Here is a 20,807-nt window from a genome sequence, read left to right on the forward strand (position 1 = left end):
AATGGTGATGCCGGGCGACAACCTGAAGTTCGAGGTCGAGCTGATCGCCCCGATCGCGATGGAAGAAAAACTGCGCTTCGCCATCCGCGAAGGCGGCCGCACCGTCGGCGCCGGCGTGGTCTCGAAAATCATCGAGTGATGATTGCGTAGGCTGCGTGTTCACACGCACCGTGCTGGAAAACAGAAGGCCCGTCCCGAAAGGGGCGGGCTTTTTTCTTTGGTGGCAACTACCCAGCTTCGGCGGCAACCAGCGCATCTGCTTGACTGCTGACGCATTCTGTCAGCAGGGCGCGGCAATAATCGGCCGTGAAACGCGAAAAGGGGAGTATTTCGGATGATCGATCACGTCGGACTGGCCGTATCGGACCTTGGCCAATCGCGAAGCTTCTACGAAGCCGCGCTGAAACCGCTTGGCTACGAGGTATTGATGGAGGTGACCGAGGAAATGACGGGCGGTCATGGCGCGCATCTGGGCATGGGCCGCGACGGGGTTCACAGTTTCTGGATCGGAACCCATCAGGCCGCGTCGAAAGGTGTACATCTCGCTTTTTCCTCGCCCGACCGCGCGAGTGTGGACGCGTTCTATGATGCGGCAATAGCTGCGGGTGGCAAGGACAACGGCGCGCCGGGGCTGCGACCTGAATATCACCCGAACTATTACGGGGCGTTCGTCATCGACCCGGAGGGCAACAATATTGAAGCCGTTTGCCACAAGGGGGATGCATGAAAACCTATCATGGAAGCTGCTTTTGCGGCGGCGTGGCGTTCGAGGCGGACGGCGATCTGGCCGACGGCACCATGCGCTGCAACTACCGTTTCTGCCGCAAGATGCGCTACTGGGAAATGCGTCTGCCCGATCCCGACGGGCTTCGCCTGCTGCGCGGGCAGGAGCTTATCGCCGAGACGCCACGCTCTGCCGACGACGGGATCGACATGCATCACCGCTTCTGCCGGCGCTGCGGCACGCGACTTTGGACGGAGGGCAATACCGCGGAAATGGGCGGCAGGTTCATGCAGGTCTGCGTCGCCACGCTTGACGATGCGACCGAGCAGGAACTGATTGCCGCGCCGATCTACGTTGCGAATGGCGCAGATGATGACTGGATGAACCCCGCATCCGAGGCGCGGCACCTTTAGCGGCGACGCCGCCGCTGTCATCAAGGCCGCGGCAAGGACGCCGCGGCCTGTTCGTTTTTATCAGTGTGATCAAACGGCGGCCTTATTGACCCCGCCCTCAGCAATTTTGGTCATGTGACGATCACCTTCCCAGGTGTTGTCCAGGCATTCCTGCAATTTGGCCGCATCGCCATCCAGTCCCAGACGGTTGGCGAAGGTCCGCACGCAGCCATAGCCGGCAATCGCGTAGTGGGCCATGCGCTGATACTGGGTGATGATGCCGGCATCCTGCGCATCCTCATCCGCGTAATCCGTTTCCAATGCGTGCTTGCGCGCCTCTGTCACCAGACCCTCCATCCCTTTGCAATGCTCTCCCGTCGGATCGACGCCATGCTCGTTGCAGAGCGCGGCCAGCACCTCCATCCCTTCGGCGATGCCCTGGTTGCCCGCAATCAGTGCTTTCGACAGGGCTTCGGACTTGGCGGCGCTGCCCATTTCCGCGACGATCGGCTGCGATTGCTTGCAGGCAGAATAAAGATCGCGAAGCTGGTCGAGATAAAGGTCCTTGAGATTCTTGATGGCCATGATGTGCCTCCTCTGGCTGGGCGTGGTTTCCGGCCGACCGCTGTGGGTCGGATCGGTCGGCCAACGTGGCTGGCAGCGGGGCCGTTCCCGTCTTCTTGCAAAGATCAATCCAACTGAAGACAGGGGCGCAGGCTTGACTCGGTCCCCGCCATGCGGCACGCCGCGTGTCCAGCCCGCCATCTGGCCGGCTTCCACGAGGTTATATGATGTTTCGCTGGTTCGAAGGCCGGCTTGATCCTTATCCGCTGGATCGGCCCAGGATGCCGCCCCGGACGTTCTGGGGATTTCTGCTATTCTATTCGCGCGGTGCGCTGCCATGGCTGCTGGTCATGGCCATCGGCTCTGGCGTGATCGCGCTGATCGAGGTGTCGCTGTTCGGTTATCTCGGCGATCTCGTGAACCGGCTGTCCGATACCCCGCGCGCGCATTTCTGGTCCGTCGAAGGCCGCAGGCTGGCGGCGATGGGGCTTTTGCTGCTGATCGTGCTGCCGCTTCTGAATGCGCTGACCAGCATGATCATGCACCAGACACTTCTCGGCAATTTCCCGCAGCGCATTCGCTGGCAGGCGCATCGCTATCTGCTGCGCCAGTCCGTCGGATACTTTCAGGACGAATTCGCGGGACGGATCGCGCAGCGGCTGATGCAGACGGCGCTCGCGGTGCGCGAAGTGGCCATGAAAATCATGGATGTCGCTGTTTATGTGCTGGTCTATTTCCTGGGCGCGGTTCTGCTTGCGGCCAGTCAGGATTGGCGTCTTGGTCTTCCGTTCGCGCTGTGGGGCGCGGGTTTCGGCGTGCTGCTGTGGTACATCGTTCCCCGGCTGGGGCGGGTCGCGCAGGAACAGGCCGATGCACGCAGCACGATGACGGGGCAGGTGGTTGACAGCTATACCAACATCGCCACGGTCAAGCTCTTCTCGCATTCTGACCGCGAGGAAGCGTGGGTTCATCGTGGGATGGATGGCTTTCTGCAGACAGTCTATCGCCAGATGCGGCTGGCAGCGACTCAGGACATCCTGCTGACCGCGATGAACGTGCTGCTGGTGGCATCGGTCACGGTGCTGGGATTGGTCTTGTGGACTGACGAACGGGTCAATGTCGGTGCGGTCGCGGTGGCCATTCCGCTGGCGATGCGGCTGAACAACATGTCGCACTGGATCATGTGGGAATTCGCCGCGCTGTTCGAAAATGTCGGCACGGTGCGCGACGGGATCTCGTCGCTGGCGATGCCGCGCATGGTCGAAGACAAGCGCGACGCACGCGCGCTGTCGCCCGGTCCGGGGGCCGTATCCTTCGACCACGTCACCTTCCGCTATGGTGCAGAGGAGGCAGAGCGTCCCCTTGCCGTTCTGGACAATCTCAGCCTGAATATCGCGCCCGGTGAAAGGGTCGGGCTGATCGGTCGTTCCGGGGCTGGCAAATCGACGTTGGTCAACCTGCTGCTGCGCTTTCACGATCTGGAAAGCGGTCGGATCATGATCGACGGGCAGGACGTGGCCGATCTTACACAGGAAAGCCTGCGCGCGGCGATCGGCGTGGTGACGCAGGACAGCAGTCTGCTGCACCGCTCTGTGCGCGAGAATATCGCCTATGGGCGGCCCGACGCGACCGAGGCAGAGATCGTCGAGGCCGCGCGCATGGCCGAGGCGCAAGACTTCATTCCCGGCCTGTCTGACAGCAAAGGGCGGCACGGGCTGGATGCACATGTCGGCGAACGTGGGGTGAAACTGTCGGGCGGTCAGCGTCAGCGGATAGCGATTGCGCGCGTCGCCCTGAAAGACGCGCCGATTCTGGTTCTGGACGAGGCGACATCGGCACTGGATAGCGAGGCAGAGGCCGCAATCCAGTCGCGGCTTGACGTGCTCATGGAAGGGAAAACGGTTATCGCGATCGCGCATCGGCTTTCGACCATTGCCGCGATGGACCGCCTGGTCGTCATGGATCGCGGTCGCATTGTCGAGCAGGGGACCCACGCGGAATTGCTGGCGCAGGACGGAATCTATGCGCGGCTCTGGGCGCGGCAATCGGGCGGCTTCCTTCTGGCCGATGACGACGCCGCTATTGCAGAGTGATGCGGACCCGCCTGCCCGGTTCACGGATGGGGCAGGCGTGGCGCGGCATTTGCTTGCCGATATCTGGCGCGAAGCGCGACAGTTCCCCCTTGCGCCCTGATGCGTTCCGCACTAATCAGGCGCGCGGCTTAGGGGTTTAGCTCAGTTGGTAGAGCATCGGTCTCCAAAACCGAGGGTCGTGGGTTCGAGTCCCCCAACCCCTGCCAGTCGCATATGAAGTTGACCCGACCTGACCGGCTGCCTACTTCTGATCCCTCATGTCCATCCGCATCCATATCGGCGCTCACAAGACCGCCACGACCGAGTTGCAGCGCGCATTGCTTCAGACCACCAAACGTCTGGCGCGCGGCGGTATGGGGTTTCTCGGGCCTGAAACGCTTCGCGGGGAAGGCTTTCCGTTTCATCTGGCGCTGCGCAGCACGCAGCCGGCGTTGGCCGAGAAAGTTGCGGGTCTGTTCGACGACAGGCTGGCGCAGTTTCGCAATCTGCTGATCTCGGAAGAAAACATCCTTGGCACAACCGCGCGCACCAGTGTGATTGGGCGGCATGGACAGCTTTATCCCGGCGCCGAACGTCTGTCGTCGCGCGCGTTTTCGTTGCTGCGCGGGCGGGATGTGGTTCTGTTTCTGGCCGTGCGCGACCCCGCGGATTTCGTGACCTCTGCCTATAGCCAGCAATTGCGCCGCCCGCTGCCGCTTCATCACGATGTTTACCTTCGCGACTTCAGCCTGCCGGCGATAAGCTGGACCGACCTCGCGCGGCGACTGCTGAACCAGCCGCAGGTGCAGAAGATCATCTGCTGGCAATACGAGGATTATGCCGTTCTGCGACCGCGAATCCTGACCGAGATGGTCGGCAGGCGGGCAGCGGCGCGGGTTCCGCCGTCGCGCGTGGTGAACAGCGGCATTTCTGCGGCGGCCTATGATGCCTTCGTGGCAGAGGCGTTGACGGACGATGAAACGCCGACGCAGACCCTGCTTCGCGATGCGTGCCGCAGATTTCCGAAATCGCCGGGTGAGCCGTCCTTCCGCATCCTGTCATCGCGGGTGCATGACGAAAGCCGTGCGCAATATGCGCAGGATCTGGATAGTCTCGCCGGGCTGGACCGCGTGCGGTTGCTGCGTCCGCAACCCGGTGATGGCGCGCCTTCGCCCGATGCCGCCGATCCTGATGGCAGCCCCGTCGCAAGATGAACCTGCGCCAGATCAGGCAAAGCTTGAAACCCTTCGCGGTTCGGTCTATCTGACCGGCTGCAACACCGAGGAACATCATGGCCAATCCCGTCCAGTTCATTTCGCAGGTCCGCGCCGAAGCCGCCAAGATCACTTGGCCGACCCGGCGCGAAGTGGTCACGACCACCATCATGGTCCTGATAATGGCGACCTTGGCCGCGATCTTCTTCTTTCTCGTGGATCTTGGCATCCGCACCGGGCTGGCAGCGCTTCTTGGCGCGGTAAGCTGACGGGGTTGCATTTGGGTATGGGCGGCTGTATGCCCGCCCGACCTGCCTGAAAGTCGGCGTGCACGATTCGCTGCGCGCCGGTTTGTTTTTTCAGGCTTCAATGGAATATGACCGGACGGGTTGCCGTTCGTGTGACGAAGCTGGGGTCGATCGAGATATGGCAAAGCGTTGGTATTCGGTCAGCGTCCTGTCGAACTTTGAAAAGAAGGTCGCAGAAGCGATCCGTCAGGCCGTGACTGAAAAATCCCTGGACGATCAGATCGACGAGGTTCTGGTCCCGACCGAGGAAGTGATCGAGATCAGGCGCGGCAAGAAGGTGACATCCGAACGCCGCTTCATGCCGGGCTATGTCCTGGTCCATATGGAACTGAATGACCGGACCCATCACCTCGTTAACTCAATTAACCGCGTGACCGGGTTTCTTGGCGCGCAGGGCCGTCCGTCGCCCATGCGCGACGAGGAAGTGAACCTCATCCTGCATCGCACCGGCGAGGGCGGGGCAGAGGCTGCGCCGCGCAACCTGATCCGCTTCGATGTCGGTGAAACCGTTAACGTGACCGATGGCCCGTTCGAAGGCTTTTCGGGCACCGTGGAAGAAGTCGACGACGCTGCCAGCCGGATCAAGGTCACGGTGTCTATCTTTGGCCGGCCGACGCCGGTCGAACTGGAATTCACGCAGGTCGCCAAGACCGCGTGATGTGTGTGCGGGAGGCGAAAGCCGGACCGCTAAATCGGCCTGATCGCCCAATCATGGGCAGGGCATGATGAAAAGGAGAAGGCCAGATGGCCAAGAAAGTTGTCGGCAGCCTAAAGCTGCAAATCAAGGCGGGTGAAGCCAACCCGTCCCCGCCCGTCGGCCCCGCACTGGGTCAGCGCGGCATCAACATCATGGAATTCTGCAAGGCGTTCAACGCCAAGACGCAGGAAATGCAGAAGGGTTCGCCCGTCCCGGTGGTCATCACCTACTATCAGGACAAGTCGTTCACCTTCGAAACCAAGACGCCGCCCGCCTCTTATCTGCTGAAGCAGGCCGCTGGGCTGAAGCCGCAGGGCAAGCGCAACCGCGCGAAGGGTTCGGAAAAGCCGGGTCGTTCGACCGCTGGCTCGGTCACCACCAAGCAGGTGCGTGAAATCGCCGAAGCGAAGATGAAAGACCTGTCCGCGAACAGCGTCGAAGAAGCGATGAAGATCATCGCTGGTTCGGCCCGTTCGATCGGCATCGAGGTGAAGGGCTAAGAGCATGGCAAAGATCGCTAAGAAAAAAGCCGCCGCCCGCGCTGCCTTCGAAGGCAAGTCGAACATGACCGTCGCTGACGCCGTCAAGCTGGTAAAGGACTCTGCCTCGGCAAAGTTCGACGAAACCATCGAGATCGCGATGAATCTGGGCGTTGACCCGCGCCACGCGGACCAGATGGTCCGCGGTGTCGTGCAACTGCCTGCCGGTACCGGCAAGGACGTTCGCGTTGCCGTGTTCGCGCGTGGCCCCAAGGCTGACGAAGCCAAGGAAGCCGGTGCGGAAGTCGTCGGCGCCGAGGATTTGGTGGAATCGATTCAGGGCGGCAAGATCGACTTCGATCGCGTTATCGCCACGCCGGACATGATGCCGCTGGTCGGTCGTCTGGGCAAGGTGCTTGGTCCGCGCAACCTGATGCCGAACCCCAAGGTTGGCACCGTGACCATGGATGTCGCGCAGGCAGTGGCTGCTGCCAAGGGCGGTGAGGTCCAGTTCAAGGCCGAGAAAGCCGGTGTCGTCCATGCGGGTATCGGCAAGGTCAGCTTCGATGCCGACAAGATCGCGCAGAACGTGCGCGCCTTCGTCGAAGCGGTGAACCGCGCGAAGCCGACCGGCGCCAAGGGCACCTATGTGAAAAAAGTCTCGATCAGCTCGACCATGGGTCCGGGCGTGTCGATCGACGTCGCTGACGCGGTCGCTGCGCAGTAATTCCGCGCACCCGTCTGATACAGACCCCGGCGGCAGGCCCGCCGGGGTTTTCCTTTTCCGCCACGCGGCGAGGTCGAGGGCGAGGCAGCTGCTTCACCCCCTTGGCAATCATCGCGTCATGGCCTATATCGGCAACTCGCATCGGGCTGGCGATTCGCTGGCCCTTTGCTTTCGTCCGAGACGGAGGGTGCCGCAAGCGGCTTAATTTCCTTCCCGAGATGGAAATCGAGACCATTTTTCCGGGGCTCTCCTCGGGTGATCTCGGGTCCATCGTTAACGGACCCGACCTGTGATCTTTCGGGGTCACGGGAAAGTGAGAGCCGGGGAGAAATCCCCAAACTTGGAGTAAACCGTGGATAGAGCGCAAAAAGAACAGGTGGTCGAGGAACTCGGCCAGATCTTTGAAAGCTCTGGCGTCGTGGTGGTTGCCCATTACGAAGGGATGACGGTTGCACAAATGCAGGACCTGCGCGCGCGTATGCGTGAAGAAGGCGGGTTCGTTCGCGTTGCCAAGAACAGGCTCGCCAAGATCGCCCTGGAAGGTAAGCCATGCGAAAGCATCGGCGAATATCTGACGGGCATGACCGTGCTGTCCTATTCGGAAGATCCTGTGGCTGCGGCCAAGGTCGCCGATAAATACGCCAAGGATAACGAAAAATTCGTTATTCTGGGCGGTGCCATGGGCGACACGGCGCTTGATCCGGCCGGTGTGAAAGCCGTCGCTGCGATGCCGTCGCGTGAGGAGCTTATCGCTTCGATCGTGGGCTGCATTGGCGCGCCTGCTTCGAACATCGCCGGTGCGATTGGCGCACCTGCTTCGAACATCGCGGGCATTCTTTCGACGCTGGAAGAGCGCGAAGCTGCCTGATGCAATCAATTCCCGACGTATGGACCAAACCCGACGTTGGAAACCTAACTTGGAAAGAACGGAAAAATGGCTGATCTTAAGAAACTCGCCGAAGAAATCGTGGGCCTGACCCTGCTGGAAGCCCAGGAACTGAAAACCATCCTGAAGGATGAATACGGCATCGAGCCCGCCGCCGGCGGCGCTGTCATGATGGCTGGCCCGGCTGCTGGTGCAGGCGAAGCCGCTGAAGAAAAAACCGAATTCGACGTCGTCCTGACCGAAGCCGGTGCGAACAAGATCAACGTGATCAAGGAAGTTCGCGGCATCACCGGTCTTGGCCTGAAAGAAGCCAAGGATCTGGTTGAAGCCGGTGGCAAAGTCAAAGAAGGCGCTGCCAAGGACGAAGCCGAAGAGATCAAGAAAAAGCTCGAAGCGGCCGGTGCCAAGGTTGAGCTGAAGTAATCCGATATTCGGATGATGAATTGGGCAGGGTCCGGGATTTTCCTGGTCCCTGCCGAACCTGTCTTGAAGGACGCTGACAGAGTGCCTACATGGCATCAGCTTCCTTCATGGCATGTTCAGGTTCGGGAGCCGCGCGGTGGGACGGGCGGCAGGTATTGAACTGGAACCCCTGACATTCGCAGGCCGCACGCTCCGGGCCCCGACGGTGCGCGCGCGTCAAGACGAAAGGTGCAAGACCCCATGGCGCAGTCCTATGTCGGCCAGAAGCGCATCCGGCGCAGCTACGGAAATATCCGCGAAGTTCTCGAAATGCCGAACCTCATCGAGGTTCAGAAATCCTCCTATGATCTGTTCCTGAACTCGGGCGACGGCGACAAGCATGCCGACGGCGAGGGGCTTCAGGGTGTCTTCCAGTCGGTTTTCCCGATCAAGGATTTTAACGAGACCGCGACGCTGGAATTCGTGAAATACGAGCTGGAAAAGCCGAAATACGACGTGGACGAATGCCAGCAGCGTGACATGACCTATGCCGCGCCGCTGAAAGTCACGCTGCGTCTGATCGTGTTCGATGTCGACGAAAACACCGGCGCCAAGTCGGTCAAGGATATCAAGGAGCAGGACGTCTTCATGGGCGACATGCCCCTGATGACCCAGAACGGTACGTTCATCGTGAACGGGACCGAGCGCGTTGTCGTGTCGCAGATGCACCGCTCGCCCGGCGTGTTCTTCGACCACGATCGCGGCAAGACCCATTCCTCGGGCAAGCTGCTGTTCGCCTGCCGGATCATCCCCTATCGCGGCAGCTGGCTCGACTTTGAATTCGACGCGAAGGATCTGGTCTTTGCGCGCATCGACCGCCGCCGGAAGCTTCCGGTGACGACGCTGCTCTATGCGCTGGGCATGGATCAGGAAGGCATCATGGACGCCTTCTACAACACCGTCGGCTTCAAGCTGCAAAAGGCCAAGGGCGGTACCGATGCCGGCTGGGTCACACGCTTCTTCCCCGAGCGTATGCGCGGCTCTCGCCCGGCATTTGACCTGATCAATGCCGCGACCGGCGAGATCATCACCAAAGCCGGCGATAAAGTTACCCCACGCCAGGTCAAGCAATTGCTGGACGGCGACAAGGATATCGACCTGCTGGTGCCGTTCGATCAGATCATCGGCCGCTTCGTCGCAAAGGATCTCGTCAACGACGAGACAGGCTTGATCTATGCCGAAGCCGGTGACGAAATCACTGCGGAATATGACAAGGACGGCGAACTGACCGGCGGTCTGCTGAAGGTGCTGCTGGACAATGACATCACCGATGTTCCGGTGCTGGACATCGATAACGTGAATGTCGGCGCCTATATCCGCAACACCATGGCCGCGGACAAGAACATGAACCGCGACCAGGCGCTGATGGATATCTATCGCGTCATGCGCCCGGGTGAGCCGCCGACCGTGGAAGCGGCCTCGGCGATGTTCGACAGCCTGTTCTTCGACAGCGAGCGGTATGATCTTTCCGCCGTTGGTCGCGTGAAGATGAACATGCGTCTTGATCTGGATGCGCCGGACACGCAGCGCACGCTGCGCCCCGAAGACATCGTGGCCTGCATCAAGGGTCTGGTCGAACTGCGTGACGGCAAGGGCGAGATCGACGATATTGACCACCTCGGCAACCGCCGGGTGCGTTCGGTCGGCGAGCTGATGGAAAACCAGTACCGCGTCGGCCTGCTGCGCATGGAACGCGCCATACGCGAACGCATGTCGGGGGTCGAGATCGACACCGTCATGCCGCAGGACCTCATTAACGCGAAACCGGCGGCTGCTGCTGTGCGCGAATTCTTCGGCAGCTCGCAGCTGTCGCAGTTCATGGACCAGACCAACCCGCTGTCGGAAGTCACCCACAAGCGTCGCCTTTCGGCGCTTGGGCCGGGCGGTCTGACCCGCGAACGCGCAGGCTTCGAGGTTCGCGACGTTCACCCGACCCATTACGGCCGGATGTGCCCGATCGAAACGCCGGAAGGCCAGAACATCGGTCTGATCAACTCGCTGGCCACCTTCGCCCGCGTGAACAAGTATGGCTTCATCGAAACCCCCTATCGCAAGGTGGTCGAGGGCAAGGTGACCGACGATGTGGTCTATATGTCCGCGACCGAGGAAATGCGTCACACCGTGGCGCAGGCCAACGCACAGCTGGACGATGACGGCAAGTTCGTGAATGAACTGGTCAGCACCCGTCAGGCTGGCGACTTCATGCTGAACCCGGTTGATGCTGTCGATCTGATCGACGTGTCGCCGAAACAGCTGGTGTCGGTCGCGGCCGCGCTGATCCCGTTCCTTGAAAACGACGACGCCAACCGCGCGCTGATGGGCGCCAACATGCAGCGTCAGGCGGTTCCGCTTCTGCGGGCCGAGGCGCCGTTTGTCGGCACCGGCATGGAAGCCACTGTCGCCCGCGATTCCGGGGCCGCCATCATGGCGCGGCGTTCGGGCGTGATCGACCAGGTCGATGCGCAGCGTATCGTTGTGCGCGCCACCGAAGATCTGGGTGCGGGCGATGCTGGCGTGGACATCTACCGCCTGCGCAAGTTCAAGCGTTCGAACCAGTCCTCGACCATCAACCAGCGTCCGCTGGTCAAGGTGGGCGAGAAGGTGATGAAGGGTCAGGTGATCGCTGACGGCCCCTCGACCGATCAGGGCGAACTGGCCATCGGCCGGAACGTGATCGTCGCCTTCATGCCGTGGAACGGCTACAACTATGAAGACTCGGTGCTGATTTCGGAACGGATCCACCGCGACGACGTCTATACGTCGATCCATATCGACGAATACGAGGTCGCCGCCCGCGATACCAAGCTGGGGCCGGAAGAAATCACCCGCGACATCCCGAACGTCGGCGAAGAAGCGCTGCGTAATCTGGACGAAGCCGGCATCGTATATATCGGTGCCGAGGTTGGTCCGGGCGACATTCTGGTCGGTAAGATCACGCCCAAGGGTGAAAGCCCGATGACGCCGGAAGAAAAGCTTCTGCGCGCCATCTTCGGCGAGAAGGCTTCGGACGTGCGCGATACCTCGCTGCGTCTGCCGCCGGGTGCTTACGGCACCATCGTCGAGGTTCGTGTCTTCAACCGTCACGGCGTCGACAAGGACGAGCGTGCGCTGCAGATCGAACGCGAAGAAGTCGAGCGCCTGTCGCGCGACCGCGACGACGAGTTGGCGATTCTGGAGCGTAACATCTATGCGCGCCTGAAAACGCTGATCTCGGGCAAGACGGCCGTGAAGGGTCCGAAGGGCATCAAGTCGAACAGCACCGTCGATGACGAACTGCTTGGCTCGATCTCGCGCGGGCTGTGGTGGCAGCTGGCCATCGGCGACGAGGATACCGCGAAGGAAGTCGAAGCGCTGCACGACCAGTTCAACGCCCAGAAGAAGGCCCTTGAGGCCCGCTTCGAGGACAAGGTTGAAAAGGTCCGTCAGGGCGACGACCTGCCTCCTGGTGTGATGAAGATGGTCAAGGTCTTTGTCGCGGTGAAGCGCAAGCTGCAGGCCGGCGACAAGATGGCTGGTCGCCACGGCAACAAGGGTGTGGTGTCTAAGGTCGTTCCGATCGAGGACATGCCGTTCCTTGCTGACGGTACCGCTGTCGACATCGTGCTGAACCCGCTGGGTGTGCCATCACGCATGAACGTCGGTCAGATCCTTGAAACCCATATGGGCTGGGCCGCGCGCGGTCTTGGGATCCAGATCGACGAGGCGCTGGAAGCGTTCCGCAACGGCTCGGGCGACATGGACGGCGTGCGCGCTGCCATGAAGAACGGCTATGGCGACGAGATGTATGCCGAAACCTTCGATGGCATGGATGAAGATCAGCTGCTGGAGCACGCGAATGCCGTTCGCGCCGGTGTGCCGATTGCAACCCCTGTCTTTGACGGTGCCAAGGAAGGCGACGTTGACGACGCGCTGCGCCGTGCGGGCTTCGACACGTCCGGTCAGTCCATCGTCTATGACGGCCGCACCGGCGAGGCGTTTGCGCGTCCTGTTACCGTCGGCGTCAAGTACTACCTGAAGCTGCATCACCTTGTTGACGACAAGATGCACGCACGTTCGACCGGTCCTTACTCGCTTGTGACCCAGCAGCCGCTGGGTGGTAAGGCGCAGTTCGGTGGTCAGCGTCTGGGTGAGATGGAGGTCTGGGCACTGGAAGCCTACGGCGCCGCCTATACCCTGCAGGAAATGCTGACGGTCAAGTCGGACGACGTGGCAGGCCGGACCAAGGTCTATGAAAGCATCGTCAAGGGCGAGGACAATTTCGAAGCCGGCGTGCCGGAATCGTTCAACGTTCTTGTCAAAGAGGTCCGGGGTCTGGGCCTCAACATGGAGCTTCTGGACGCGGAGGAAGAGGAGTGATCCACCGACTTCGCAGGCTGCTGGCTTCGGGAACGGAGCAGACGGCATGGGTTCCCCCTATGCCCGAACAGCAGGATTGCGACCCGGTTCCTGACGAGCATCGGCTGGTGATCGCGCTTGGCGCGCCCAGCCCGTTGCCGCAGGTCAGGATTACGGGCAGTTTTGGCGAGAACGCGTTTCTGACGCTGGATCGCCGGACGCCGCCGGGTGTCGAGATCACCATCGCCGGCCATGCCGGAGCCAAGCCGCATGACAATATCGCCATCACCATCGGCGAAATCGGCATGGGCAAGATCCGCTTCGGCATCGCCGGCTCGGACATCGATGTGCAGATCGGCAGCACCTCGCGCTTCGTCGCGAAGCTTGGCCTCGGCCCTGAATCGCGCGTGCGGTTCGGTGAGGAAACCACCGCGAACGGGCTGGAAATCTCGTGCGCGCGCGGTCGGGTCCAGATCGGCCGTGGCGGCCAGATCGCCAGCGAGACGATGGTCATGGGCGCCGCGCATCACGGCGTCGTCGACCTGTCTTCGGGCGGGCCGGAGATCGTCACCCGCCGGCCGGACGTGCGCATCGGTCACCATGTCTGGCTGGGCTATCGAAGCTATGTCGGCGGTAATGCGCAGGTCGGGGACGGTTGCATTGTCGCCGCCCAGGCAGCAGTCATCGGCCGAATGCCCGCAAACAGCCTGATCGCCGGAAACCCGGCGACGGTCCGTCGCAAGAACATCGGATGGAGCCGGAGCCCCTTCAATATCGACCCGTCCTCCCGCCCTTACTTCGCGTCGCTGAGCTAGGAAGAACAAATCTGATCGCAGGCACTGACCGCATCCCGCTCGCGGCCGCCTCAATCAAGAGGAAACTACATGAACCAGGAACTCGCCACCAACCCCCTGAACCCGCTGGCTCAGCCGCGGCAGTTCGACGAAATCAAGATCTCGCTGGCCTCGCCGGAAGAAATTCTGGCCTGGTCCTATGGCGAGGTGAAGAAGCCCGAAACCATCAACTACCGCACGTTCAAGCCGGAACGTGACGGTCTTTTCTGTGCGCGCATCTTTGGTCCGATCAAGGACTACGAATGCCTGTGCGGCAAGTATAAGCGCATGAAATATCGCGGTCTGGTCTGCGAAAAATGCGGCGTGGAAGTGACCCTGCAGAAGGTCCGCCGCGAACGCATGGGCCATATCGAACTGGCAGCACCTGTTGCCCATATCTGGTTCCTCAAGTCGCTGCCGTCGCGCATCGGCCTGATGCTGGACATGACGCTGCGCGATCTGGAACGGATTCTGTATTTCGAAAACTACGTCGTGATCGAACCGGGTCTGACGGATCTGTCCTATGGCCAGCTGCTGACCGAGGAAGAATATCTGGACGCGCAGGACCAGTTCGGCGCGGACGCCTTCCAGGCCGATATCGGTGCCGAAGCGATCCGGACCATGCTGGCCAATATCGACCTCGACGCGACGGCAGAACAGCTGCGTGAGGAGCTGAAGGAAGCCACGGGCGAGCTTAAGCCGAAGAAGATCATCAAGCGTCTGAAAATCGTCGAGTCGTTCCTCGAATCCGGCAACCGGCCGGAATGGATGGTCATGACCGTGATCCCGGTCATCCCGCCGGAACTGCGCCCGCTGGTTCCGCTGGATGGCGGCCGCTTTGCGACTTCGGATCTGAACGACCTGTATCGCCGCGTCATCAACCGTAACAACCGCCTGAAGCGCCTGATCGAGCTTCGTGCGCCCGATATCATCGTGCGCAACGAAAAGCGGATGCTGCAGGAATCCGTTGACGCGCTGTTCGACAACGGCCGCCGTGGCCGCGTCATCACGGGCAACAACCGTCGCCCGCTGAAATCGCTGTCGGACATGCTGAAGGGTAAGCAAGGCCGCTTCCGTCAGAACCTTCTGGGCAAGCGCGTCGACTTCTCGGGCCGTTCGGTCATCGTGACCGGCCCGGAACTGAAGCTGCACCAGTGCGGTCTGCCGAAGAAGATGGCTTTGGAACTGTTCAAGCCGTTCATCTATTCGCGTCTGGAAGCCAAGGGCTATTCCTCGACCGTGAAGCAGGCGAAGAAGCTGGTCGAGAAAGAGCGCCCGGAAGTCTGGGATATTCTGGACGAGGTCATCCGCGAGCATCCGGTTCTGCTGAACCGTGCGCCGACGCTGCACCGTCTGGGCATTCAGGCGTTTGAACCGATCCTGATCGAAGGTAAGGCGATCCAGCTTCACCCGCTGGTCTGTTCGGCCTTCAACGCTGACTTCGACGGCGACCAGATGGCCGTGCATGTCCCGCTGTCGCTGGAAGCGCAGCTGGAAGCGCGCGTTCTGATGATGTCGACGAACAACGTGCTGTCGCCCGCCAACGGCGCGCCGATCATCGTTCCGTCGCAGGACATGATCCTTGGTCTGTATTACACGACCATGATGCGTGAAGGCATGAAGGGCGAGGGCATGGTCTTCGCGAATGTTGACGAAGTCGAGCATGCTCTGGCCTCGGGCGAGGTTCATCTGCATTCGAAAATCACCGCGCGTCTGAAGCAGATCGACGAAGACGGCAACGAGGTGATGCAGCGTTTCGAAACGACGCCGGGCCGTCTGCGCCTTGGTGCGCTGCTGCCGCTGAACGCGAAAGCGCCGTTCGAACTGGTCAACCGCCTGCTGCGCAAGAAGGACGTGCAGCACGTCATCGACACTGTCTATCGCTACTGCGGCCAGAAAGAGGCTGTGATCTTCTCGGACAAGATCATGGGTCTCGGCTTCCGCGAGGCGTTCAAGGCCGGCATCTCGTTTGGCAAGAACGACATGGTGATCCCCGACAATAAGTGGGACATCGTGGGCGAGGTGCAGGAGCAGGTGAAAGAGTTCGAACAGCAGTATCTGGACGGTCTCATCACCCAGGGCGAGAAGTACAACAAGGTCGTCGATGCCTGGTCGAAATGTAACGACCGTGTCACCGACGCCATGATGGCGACCATCGCTGCCACCCGCAAGGATGACGCGGGCGCGGAAATGGAACCGAACTCGGTCTATATGATGGCCCATTCCGGCGCGCGGGGTTCGGTCACGCAGATGAAGCAGCTTGGCGGGATGCGCGGCCTGATGGCCAAGCCGAACGGCGAGATCATCGAGACGCCTATCATCTCGAACTTCAAGGAAGGTCTGACCGTTCTTGAATACTTCAACTCGACCCACGGCGCCCGGAAGGGTCTGTCGGATACCGCGCTGAAGACCGCGAACTCTGGTTACCTGACCCGTCGTCTGGTTGACGTGGCGCAGGACTGCATCGTGCGCGAATACGATTGCGGCACCGACCGCGCGATCACCGCCTCGGCTGCGGTCAATGACGGCGAGATCATCTCGCCGCTCAGCGAGCGTATCCTGGGCCGCACGGCGGCCGAGGATGTCGTGGCACCCGGCACCGACGAGGTGATTGTGCGCGAAGGCGAGCTGATCGACGAGCGCAAGGCCGATGCGGTCGAAGGGGCGGGCGTGCAGAACGTGCGCATCCGTTCGGCGCTGACCTGCGAAAGCGAAGACGGCGTCTGCGCAATGTGCTATGGCCGCGATCTGGCCCGTGGCACGCTGGTCAATATCGGCGAGGCTGTCGGCATCATCGCTGCCCAGTCCATCGGCGAACCCGGCACCCAGCTGACGATGCGGACTTTCCACATCGGCGGCGTGGCGCAGGGCGGACAGCAGTCCTTCACGGCTGCGAACCAGGAAGGTACCGTCGCATTCGAAAACGAGGCGACCATCACCAACGACGCTGGCGAACAGATCGTCATGGCCCGGAACATGGTTCTGAACCTGCTGAACAAGCAGGGCGAGCCGGTGGCCTCGCACAAGCTGTTCTATGGCTCGAAACTGATGGTGAAGGCGGGCGAGGAAGTCATTCGCGGCCAGAAGCTGTTCGAATGGGACCCCTATACCCTGCCGATCATCGCCGAAAAGGCTGGTGTGGCCAAGTTCGTCGATCTCATCACCGGGCTTTCGGTCCGCGATGAAACCGACGATGCGACGGGGATGACGCAGAAGATCGTGACCGATTGGCGCTCGACGCCGAAAGGCGGCGACCTGAAGCCGGAAATCCTTGTCGTCGGCGAAGACGGAGAGCCGATCCGCAACGATCAAGGCAACCCCGTCACCTATCCGATGTCGGTCGATGCGATCCTGTCGATCGAGGACGGGCAGGAGATCAAGGCCGGTGACGTTGTCGCGCGGATCCCGCGCGAAGGCGCCAAGACCAAGGACATTACCGGGGGTCTGCCCCGCGTGGCCGAATTGTTCGAGGCCCGTCGTCCGAAAGATCACGCGATCATCGCCGAAATCGACGGCTATGTGCGCTTCGGGAAGGACTACAAGAACAAGCGTCGCATCGCGATCGAACCGACGGATGAAGGGCTGGAGCCTGTCGAATACATGGTGCCGAAAGGCAAGCACATCCCGGTGCAGGAAGGCGACTTCGTGCAGAAGGGTGAGTATATCATGGACGGCAACCCGGCCCCGCACGACATCCTGCGGATCATGGGGATCGAGGCACTTGCCGATTATCTGATCGACGAGGTGCAGGACGTCTATCGTCTGCAGGGCGTCAAGATCAACGATAAGCATATCGAAGTGATCGTTCGCCAGATGCTGCAGAAGATCGAGATCCTCGACAGCGGCGACACCACGCTGCTGAAGGGCGAGCATGTCGAGCGCGACGAGTTCGAGGAAGAAAACGCGAAGATCGCTGCCAAAGGCGGCAAGCCTGCCACGGGCGAGCCGGTTCTGTTGGGGATCACCAAGGCGTCGCTGCAGACCCGCAGCTTCATCTCGGCCGCGTCCTTCCAGGAAACCACCCGCGTGCTGACCGAGGCTGCGGTTCAGGGCAAGCGCGACAAGCTTGTCGGGCTGAAGGAAAACGTCATCGTTGGCCGCCTTATCCCGGCGGGCACAGGCGGCGCGACCATGCGGCTGAAGAAGATCGCGAGCGATCGCGATACCGAGGTCATCGAGGCGCGGCGTGCCGAGGCCGAAGCAACTGCGGCGGCACTGGAAGGGCCAGCCGCGACGGACGAGGTCGTCGACGTGAGCTTCGCGGAAGTCTCGAACGAAGAATAAGTGACCGATTGCGGTCACACAGAGGGCCCGGCATCACGCCGGGCCTTTTTCATGATACTCTGAATGGAGTGACGGCGTGCCGTTACGCGCGGAATACTGTTATGTGAACCCCGGTTTTCATGCAGGGTTGCGCAAGGAAGGGTGGCATTGAATCGTGGGTGGCCTATGCCTAGATTTAGGCGGTGCAGGGGGTCCGTGCTGCCGATCTTGGGGCGCGCGCCCTCGGGCCTGAAAGGAAGAATATGACCGATATCATTCATTCGCATCCCGTGCTGCCGCTGCGCGATATCGTGGCGTTTCCGCATATGGTCGTGCCGCTATTCGTCGGTCGCGACAAATCTGTGCGCGCGCTCGAAGCGGTCATGGCCGAGGATCGTCCGATCCTGCTGGCTACCCAGAAGGATGCTTCTGTCGATGAGCCGACCTCGGACGGCATTTACCGCATCGGTGTGCTGGCCAATGTCCTGCAATTGCTGAAGCTGCCCGACGGCACGGTCAAGGTGCTGGTCGAAGGGCAACGGCGTGTCGAAATCACGCGTTTCCTTGAGAATGACGACTATTTCGAAGCAGAAGCGACCCCGCTGATCGAGGAGCAGGGCGACGCAGATGCCGTCACCGCCCTGACCCACGCGGTTGCCGAGGAGTTCGAGAAATACGTCAAGATCCGCAAGAATATCCCTGACGAGGTGGTTTCGACAGTTGCCGAAACCTCTGATTCCGATCGCCTGTCGGATCTGGTGGCCGGACATCTTGGCATCGAGATCGCCAAGAAGCAGGAACTGCTGGAAACCCTCACCGTCGCTGAGCGGCTGGAGAAGGTGTACGGCCTGATGCAGGGCGAAATGTCGGTCCTGCAGGTTGAGAAAAAGATCAAGTCGCGCGTCAAGACCCAGATGGAGAAGACGCAGCGCGAATACTATCTGAATGAGCAGATGAAGGCCATTCAGAAGGAACTCGGCGACGGCGAGGAAGGCGCGAACGAGCTGGAGGAGCTGGAGCAGAAGATTGCGGAAACCAAATTCAGCAAGGAAGCCCGCGAGAAAGCGGAATCCGAGCTGAAGAAGCTGAAGTCGATGTCGCCGATGTCGGCCGAAGCGACGGTCAGCCGCAACTATCTGGACTGGCTGCTCGCCCTTCCCTGGGGCGTGAAATCGCGCACCAAGAAGGATCTTGCCAAGGCCGAAGAGGTGCTCGACGCCGATCACTATGGTCTGGAAAAGGTCAAGGAACGGATTGTCGAATATCTGGCCGTGCAGGCGCGCAGCCAGAAGCTGAAAGGCCCGATCCTCAGCCTTGTCGGCCCTCCGGGCGTGGGTAAGACCTCGCTTGGACGCTCGCTGGCGAAGGCGACGGGTCGCGAATTCATCCGCATCTCGCTTGGCGGTGTGCGCGACGAATCTGAAATCCGCGGCCACCGTCGGACCTATATCGGGTCGATGCCCGGCAAGATCATCCAGGCGCTGAAAAAGGCGAAAACCACCAACCCGCTCATCCTGCTCGATGAAATCGACAAGATGGGGCAGGATTTCCGTGGCGACCCCGCTTCGGCCATGCTGGAGGTGCTGGACCCCGAACAGAACTCGACCTTCGTGGACCACTATCTTGAAGTGGAATACGATCTGTCGAATGTCATGTTCGTGACCACGGCCAACAGCTACAACATGCCCGGACCGCTGCTCGACCGGATGGAGATCATTCCGCTTGCCGGCTATACCGAGGATGAAAAGCGGGAAATCGCGCGCCGCCACCTGCTGCCCAAGCAGGTCAAGGCGAACGGCCTGAAGAAGGGCGAGTTCAGCGTCACTGACGACGCGCTGAACCACGTCATCCGCTATTACACGCGCGAGGCCGGTGTCCGTTCGCTGGAACGCGAGATCGCCAAGCTGGCGCGGAAGGCCGTGACCGAGATCCTGAAAGGCAAGGCGAAGTCCGTCGAGGTCGATGCCGACAAGGTCGAGGAATATCTTGGCGTGCGCCGTCATCGCTATGGCCTGGCCGAGAAGGAAGATCAGGTCGGTGTTGTCACCGGGCTGGCCTGGACCCAGGTCGGCGGCGATCTCCTGCAGATCGAGGCGCTGAAGCTGCCCGGTAAGGGCCGCATGAAAACGACCGGGAAACTGGGCGACGTGATGAAGGAATCCATCGACGCCGCGTCCTCTTTCGTCCGCTCGGTCGCGCCGGATCTGGGCATCAAGCCGCCGGAGTTCGAGAAGCGTGACATCCACGTTCACGTTCCCGAAGGCGCGACGCCCAAGGACGGCCCGTCTGCGGGTCTGGCCATGGTGACTTCGGTTGTGTCGGTGATGACCGGCATTCCAGTCCGCAAGGACGTTGCCATGACCGGCGAGGTGACGCTGCGCGGCAATGCGCTTGCCATCGGCGGCCTGAAGGAAAAGCTGCTGGCGGCGCTGCGTGGCGGCATCAAGACGGTGCTGATCCCGGAAGACAACGCCAAGGATCTGGCGGAGATTCCGGCGAACGTGAAGGAAGGGATGACCATCATCCCGGTCTCGAACGTGCGCGAAGTCCTGAAGCACGCGCTTGTGCGCATGCCCGAGCCGGTCGAGTGGGACGAGGCGGCCGAAGAAGCCGCCGAAGCCGCTCGTCAGGCCGCCGCACGTGGCGATCGCGGCAGTGCAGTTCCGACCGCGCATTGACATGATCAGTGCAGAGCGCGTGGAAACGCGCGCTCTGCTGCCTCGGGATGCCGAAATCACTTGCGCAGGCTTCCCGCGCTGGCTATCTAGCGCCGCACGGGTGATTAGCTCAGCGGTAGAGCGCTTCGTTCACATCGAAGATGTCAGCGGTTCAAATCCGTTATCACCCACCA

General features: G+C 61.2%; 16 protein-coding genes and 2 tRNA genes. 17 read left to right on the forward strand and 1 reads right to left on the reverse strand.

The features are described from left to right. The 3 genes from FQV27_RS10500 to FQV27_RS10510 all read left to right on the forward strand — a co-directional run. On the forward strand, nt 1-139 hold a 139-nt coding region (locus tag FQV27_RS10500; RefSeq protein WP_484217494.1), incomplete at its 5' end, for an EF-Tu C-terminal domain-related protein. A 195-nt stretch (nt 140-334) separates the two neighbouring features. After that, on the forward strand, nt 335-727 hold the full coding sequence (locus FQV27_RS10505; RefSeq protein WP_147098187.1) for a VOC family protein: 393 nt from the start codon (nt 335-337) through the stop codon (nt 725-727). Next, nucleotides 724-1,137, forward strand: a complete 414-nt coding sequence (locus tag FQV27_RS10510) for a GFA family protein (RefSeq protein WP_147098188.1) — start codon at nt 724-726, stop codon at nt 1,135-1,137. Before FQV27_RS10505 ends, FQV27_RS10510 begins: the two co-directional genes overlap by 4 nt. Nucleotides 1,138-1,206: 69 nt before the next feature. Here the strand turns inward: FQV27_RS10510 and FQV27_RS10515 are convergent, their stop codons facing one another. Next, nucleotides 1,207-1,701, reverse strand: a complete 495-nt coding sequence (locus tag FQV27_RS10515; protein WP_147098190.1) for a DUF892 family protein — start codon at nt 1,699-1,701, stop codon at nt 1,207-1,209. Nucleotides 1,702-1,907: 206 nt separating this feature from the next. On the opposite strand from FQV27_RS10515, the gene FQV27_RS10520 reads away from it, so the two are divergent. The 14 genes from FQV27_RS10520 (at nt 1,908) to FQV27_RS10585 (ending at nt 20,807) form a co-directional block, all read left to right on the forward strand. Beyond that, a complete protein-coding gene (locus FQV27_RS10520) occupies nt 1,908-3,773 on the forward strand; it encodes an ABC transporter ATP-binding protein (RefSeq protein ID WP_147098192.1) in 1,866 nt (621 codons plus the stop codon). Nucleotides 3,774-3,903: 130 nt separating this feature from the next. Then, nucleotides 3,904-3,979 (forward strand) — tRNA-Trp (locus FQV27_RS10525). Between the two features lie 51 nt (nt 3,980-4,030). Beyond that, the gene (locus tag FQV27_RS10530; protein WP_147098194.1) at nt 4,031-4,966 is read left to right on the forward strand and encodes a hypothetical protein; all 936 of its coding nucleotides are present in this window, start codon (nt 4,031-4,033) and stop codon (nt 4,964-4,966) included. A 77-nt stretch (nt 4,967-5,043) separates the two neighbouring features. After that, nucleotides 5,044-5,235, forward strand: a complete 192-nt coding sequence (secE, locus tag FQV27_RS10535; RefSeq protein ID WP_147098197.1) for a preprotein translocase subunit SecE — start codon at nt 5,044-5,046, stop codon at nt 5,233-5,235. Between the two features lie 157 nt (nt 5,236-5,392). Beyond that, nucleotides 5,393-5,932: a transcription termination/antitermination protein NusG gene (nusG, locus tag FQV27_RS10540; protein WP_147098199.1), complete on the forward strand. Its 540-nt coding sequence runs from the start codon at nt 5,393-5,395 to the stop codon at nt 5,930-5,932. Between the two features lie 86 nt (nt 5,933-6,018). Beyond that, on the forward strand, nt 6,019-6,471 hold the full coding sequence (gene rplK / locus FQV27_RS10545) for a 50S ribosomal protein L11 (protein WP_147098201.1): 453 nt from the start codon (nt 6,019-6,021) through the stop codon (nt 6,469-6,471). A 4-nt stretch (nt 6,472-6,475) separates the two neighbouring features. After that, nucleotides 6,476-7,177, forward strand: coding sequence for a 50S ribosomal protein L1 (gene rplA / locus FQV27_RS10550; protein ID WP_147098203.1), 702 nt, complete (start codon nt 6,476-6,478; stop codon nt 7,175-7,177). Between the two features lie 352 nt (nt 7,178-7,529). Next, entirely contained in the window at nt 7,530-8,045 is a 516-nt protein-coding gene (gene rplJ, locus FQV27_RS10555) for a 50S ribosomal protein L10 (RefSeq protein ID WP_147098204.1), read from the forward strand. Between the two features lie 66 nt (nt 8,046-8,111). Then, on the forward strand, nt 8,112-8,486 hold the full coding sequence (rplL, locus tag FQV27_RS10560) for a 50S ribosomal protein L7/L12 (RefSeq protein WP_147098206.1): 375 nt from the start codon (nt 8,112-8,114) through the stop codon (nt 8,484-8,486). Nucleotides 8,487-8,726: 240 nt separating this feature from the next. After that, nucleotides 8,727-12,881 carry a DNA-directed RNA polymerase subunit beta gene (gene rpoB / locus FQV27_RS10565; RefSeq protein WP_147098209.1) on the forward strand — a complete coding sequence of 1,385 codons (4,155 nt, stop codon included), beginning with the start codon at nt 8,727-8,729 and terminating at the stop codon, nt 12,879-12,881. Then, a complete protein-coding gene (locus FQV27_RS10570; protein WP_147098211.1) occupies nt 12,878-13,675 on the forward strand; it encodes an acyltransferase in 798 nt (265 codons plus the stop codon). The genes rpoB and FQV27_RS10570 overlap by 4 nt, the downstream gene beginning before the upstream one ends. 69 nt (nt 13,676-13,744) lie before the next feature. Continuing rightward, entirely contained in the window at nt 13,745-17,977 is a 4,233-nt protein-coding gene (gene rpoC / locus FQV27_RS10575; RefSeq protein ID WP_147098213.1) for a DNA-directed RNA polymerase subunit beta', read from the forward strand. Nucleotides 17,978-18,219: 242 nt separating this feature from the next. Then, entirely contained in the window at nt 18,220-20,634 is a 2,415-nt protein-coding gene (lon, locus tag FQV27_RS10580; protein WP_147098215.1) for an endopeptidase La, read from the forward strand. A 98-nt stretch (nt 20,635-20,732) separates the two neighbouring features. After that, nucleotides 20,733-20,807 (forward strand) — tRNA-Val (locus tag FQV27_RS10585).

It is taken from the genome of Paracoccus aurantiacus, assembly GCF_007993065.1.
Lineage (GTDB): Bacteria > Pseudomonadota > Alphaproteobacteria > Rhodobacterales > Rhodobacteraceae > Paracoccus > Paracoccus aurantiacus.

What these genes read in the sequence shown, in the direction of transcription:
- FQV27_RS10505 (WP_147098187.1), top strand. Translation starts at nt 335, where the DNA reads ATGATCGATCACGTCGGACTGGCCGTATCGGACCTTGGCCAATCGCGA.
- FQV27_RS10510 (WP_147098188.1), top strand. Translation starts at nt 724, where the DNA reads ATGAAAACCTATCATGGAAGCTGCTTTTGCGGCGGCGTGGCGTTCGAG.
- FQV27_RS10515 (WP_147098190.1), bottom strand. Translation starts at nt 1,701, where the DNA reads ATGGCCATCAAGAATCTCAAGGACCTTTATCTCGACCAGCTTCGCGAT.
- FQV27_RS10520 (WP_147098192.1), top strand. Translation starts at nt 1,908, where the DNA reads ATGTTTCGCTGGTTCGAAGGCCGGCTTGATCCTTATCCGCTGGATCGG.
- FQV27_RS10530 (WP_147098194.1), top strand. Translation starts at nt 4,031, where the DNA reads ATGTCCATCCGCATCCATATCGGCGCTCACAAGACCGCCACGACCGAG.
- secE (WP_147098197.1), top strand. Translation starts at nt 5,044, where the DNA reads ATGGCCAATCCCGTCCAGTTCATTTCGCAGGTCCGCGCCGAAGCCGCC.
- nusG (WP_147098199.1), top strand. Translation starts at nt 5,393, where the DNA reads ATGGCAAAGCGTTGGTATTCGGTCAGCGTCCTGTCGAACTTTGAAAAG.
- rplK (WP_147098201.1), top strand. Translation starts at nt 6,019, where the DNA reads ATGGCCAAGAAAGTTGTCGGCAGCCTAAAGCTGCAAATCAAGGCGGGT.
- rplA (WP_147098203.1), top strand. Translation starts at nt 6,476, where the DNA reads ATGGCAAAGATCGCTAAGAAAAAAGCCGCCGCCCGCGCTGCCTTCGAA.
- rplL (WP_147098206.1), top strand. Translation starts at nt 8,112, where the DNA reads ATGGCTGATCTTAAGAAACTCGCCGAAGAAATCGTGGGCCTGACCCTG.
- rpoB (WP_147098209.1), top strand. Translation starts at nt 8,727, where the DNA reads ATGGCGCAGTCCTATGTCGGCCAGAAGCGCATCCGGCGCAGCTACGGA.
- rpoC (WP_147098213.1), top strand. Translation starts at nt 13,745, where the DNA reads ATGAACCAGGAACTCGCCACCAACCCCCTGAACCCGCTGGCTCAGCCG.
- lon (WP_147098215.1), top strand. Translation starts at nt 18,220, where the DNA reads ATGACCGATATCATTCATTCGCATCCCGTGCTGCCGCTGCGCGATATC.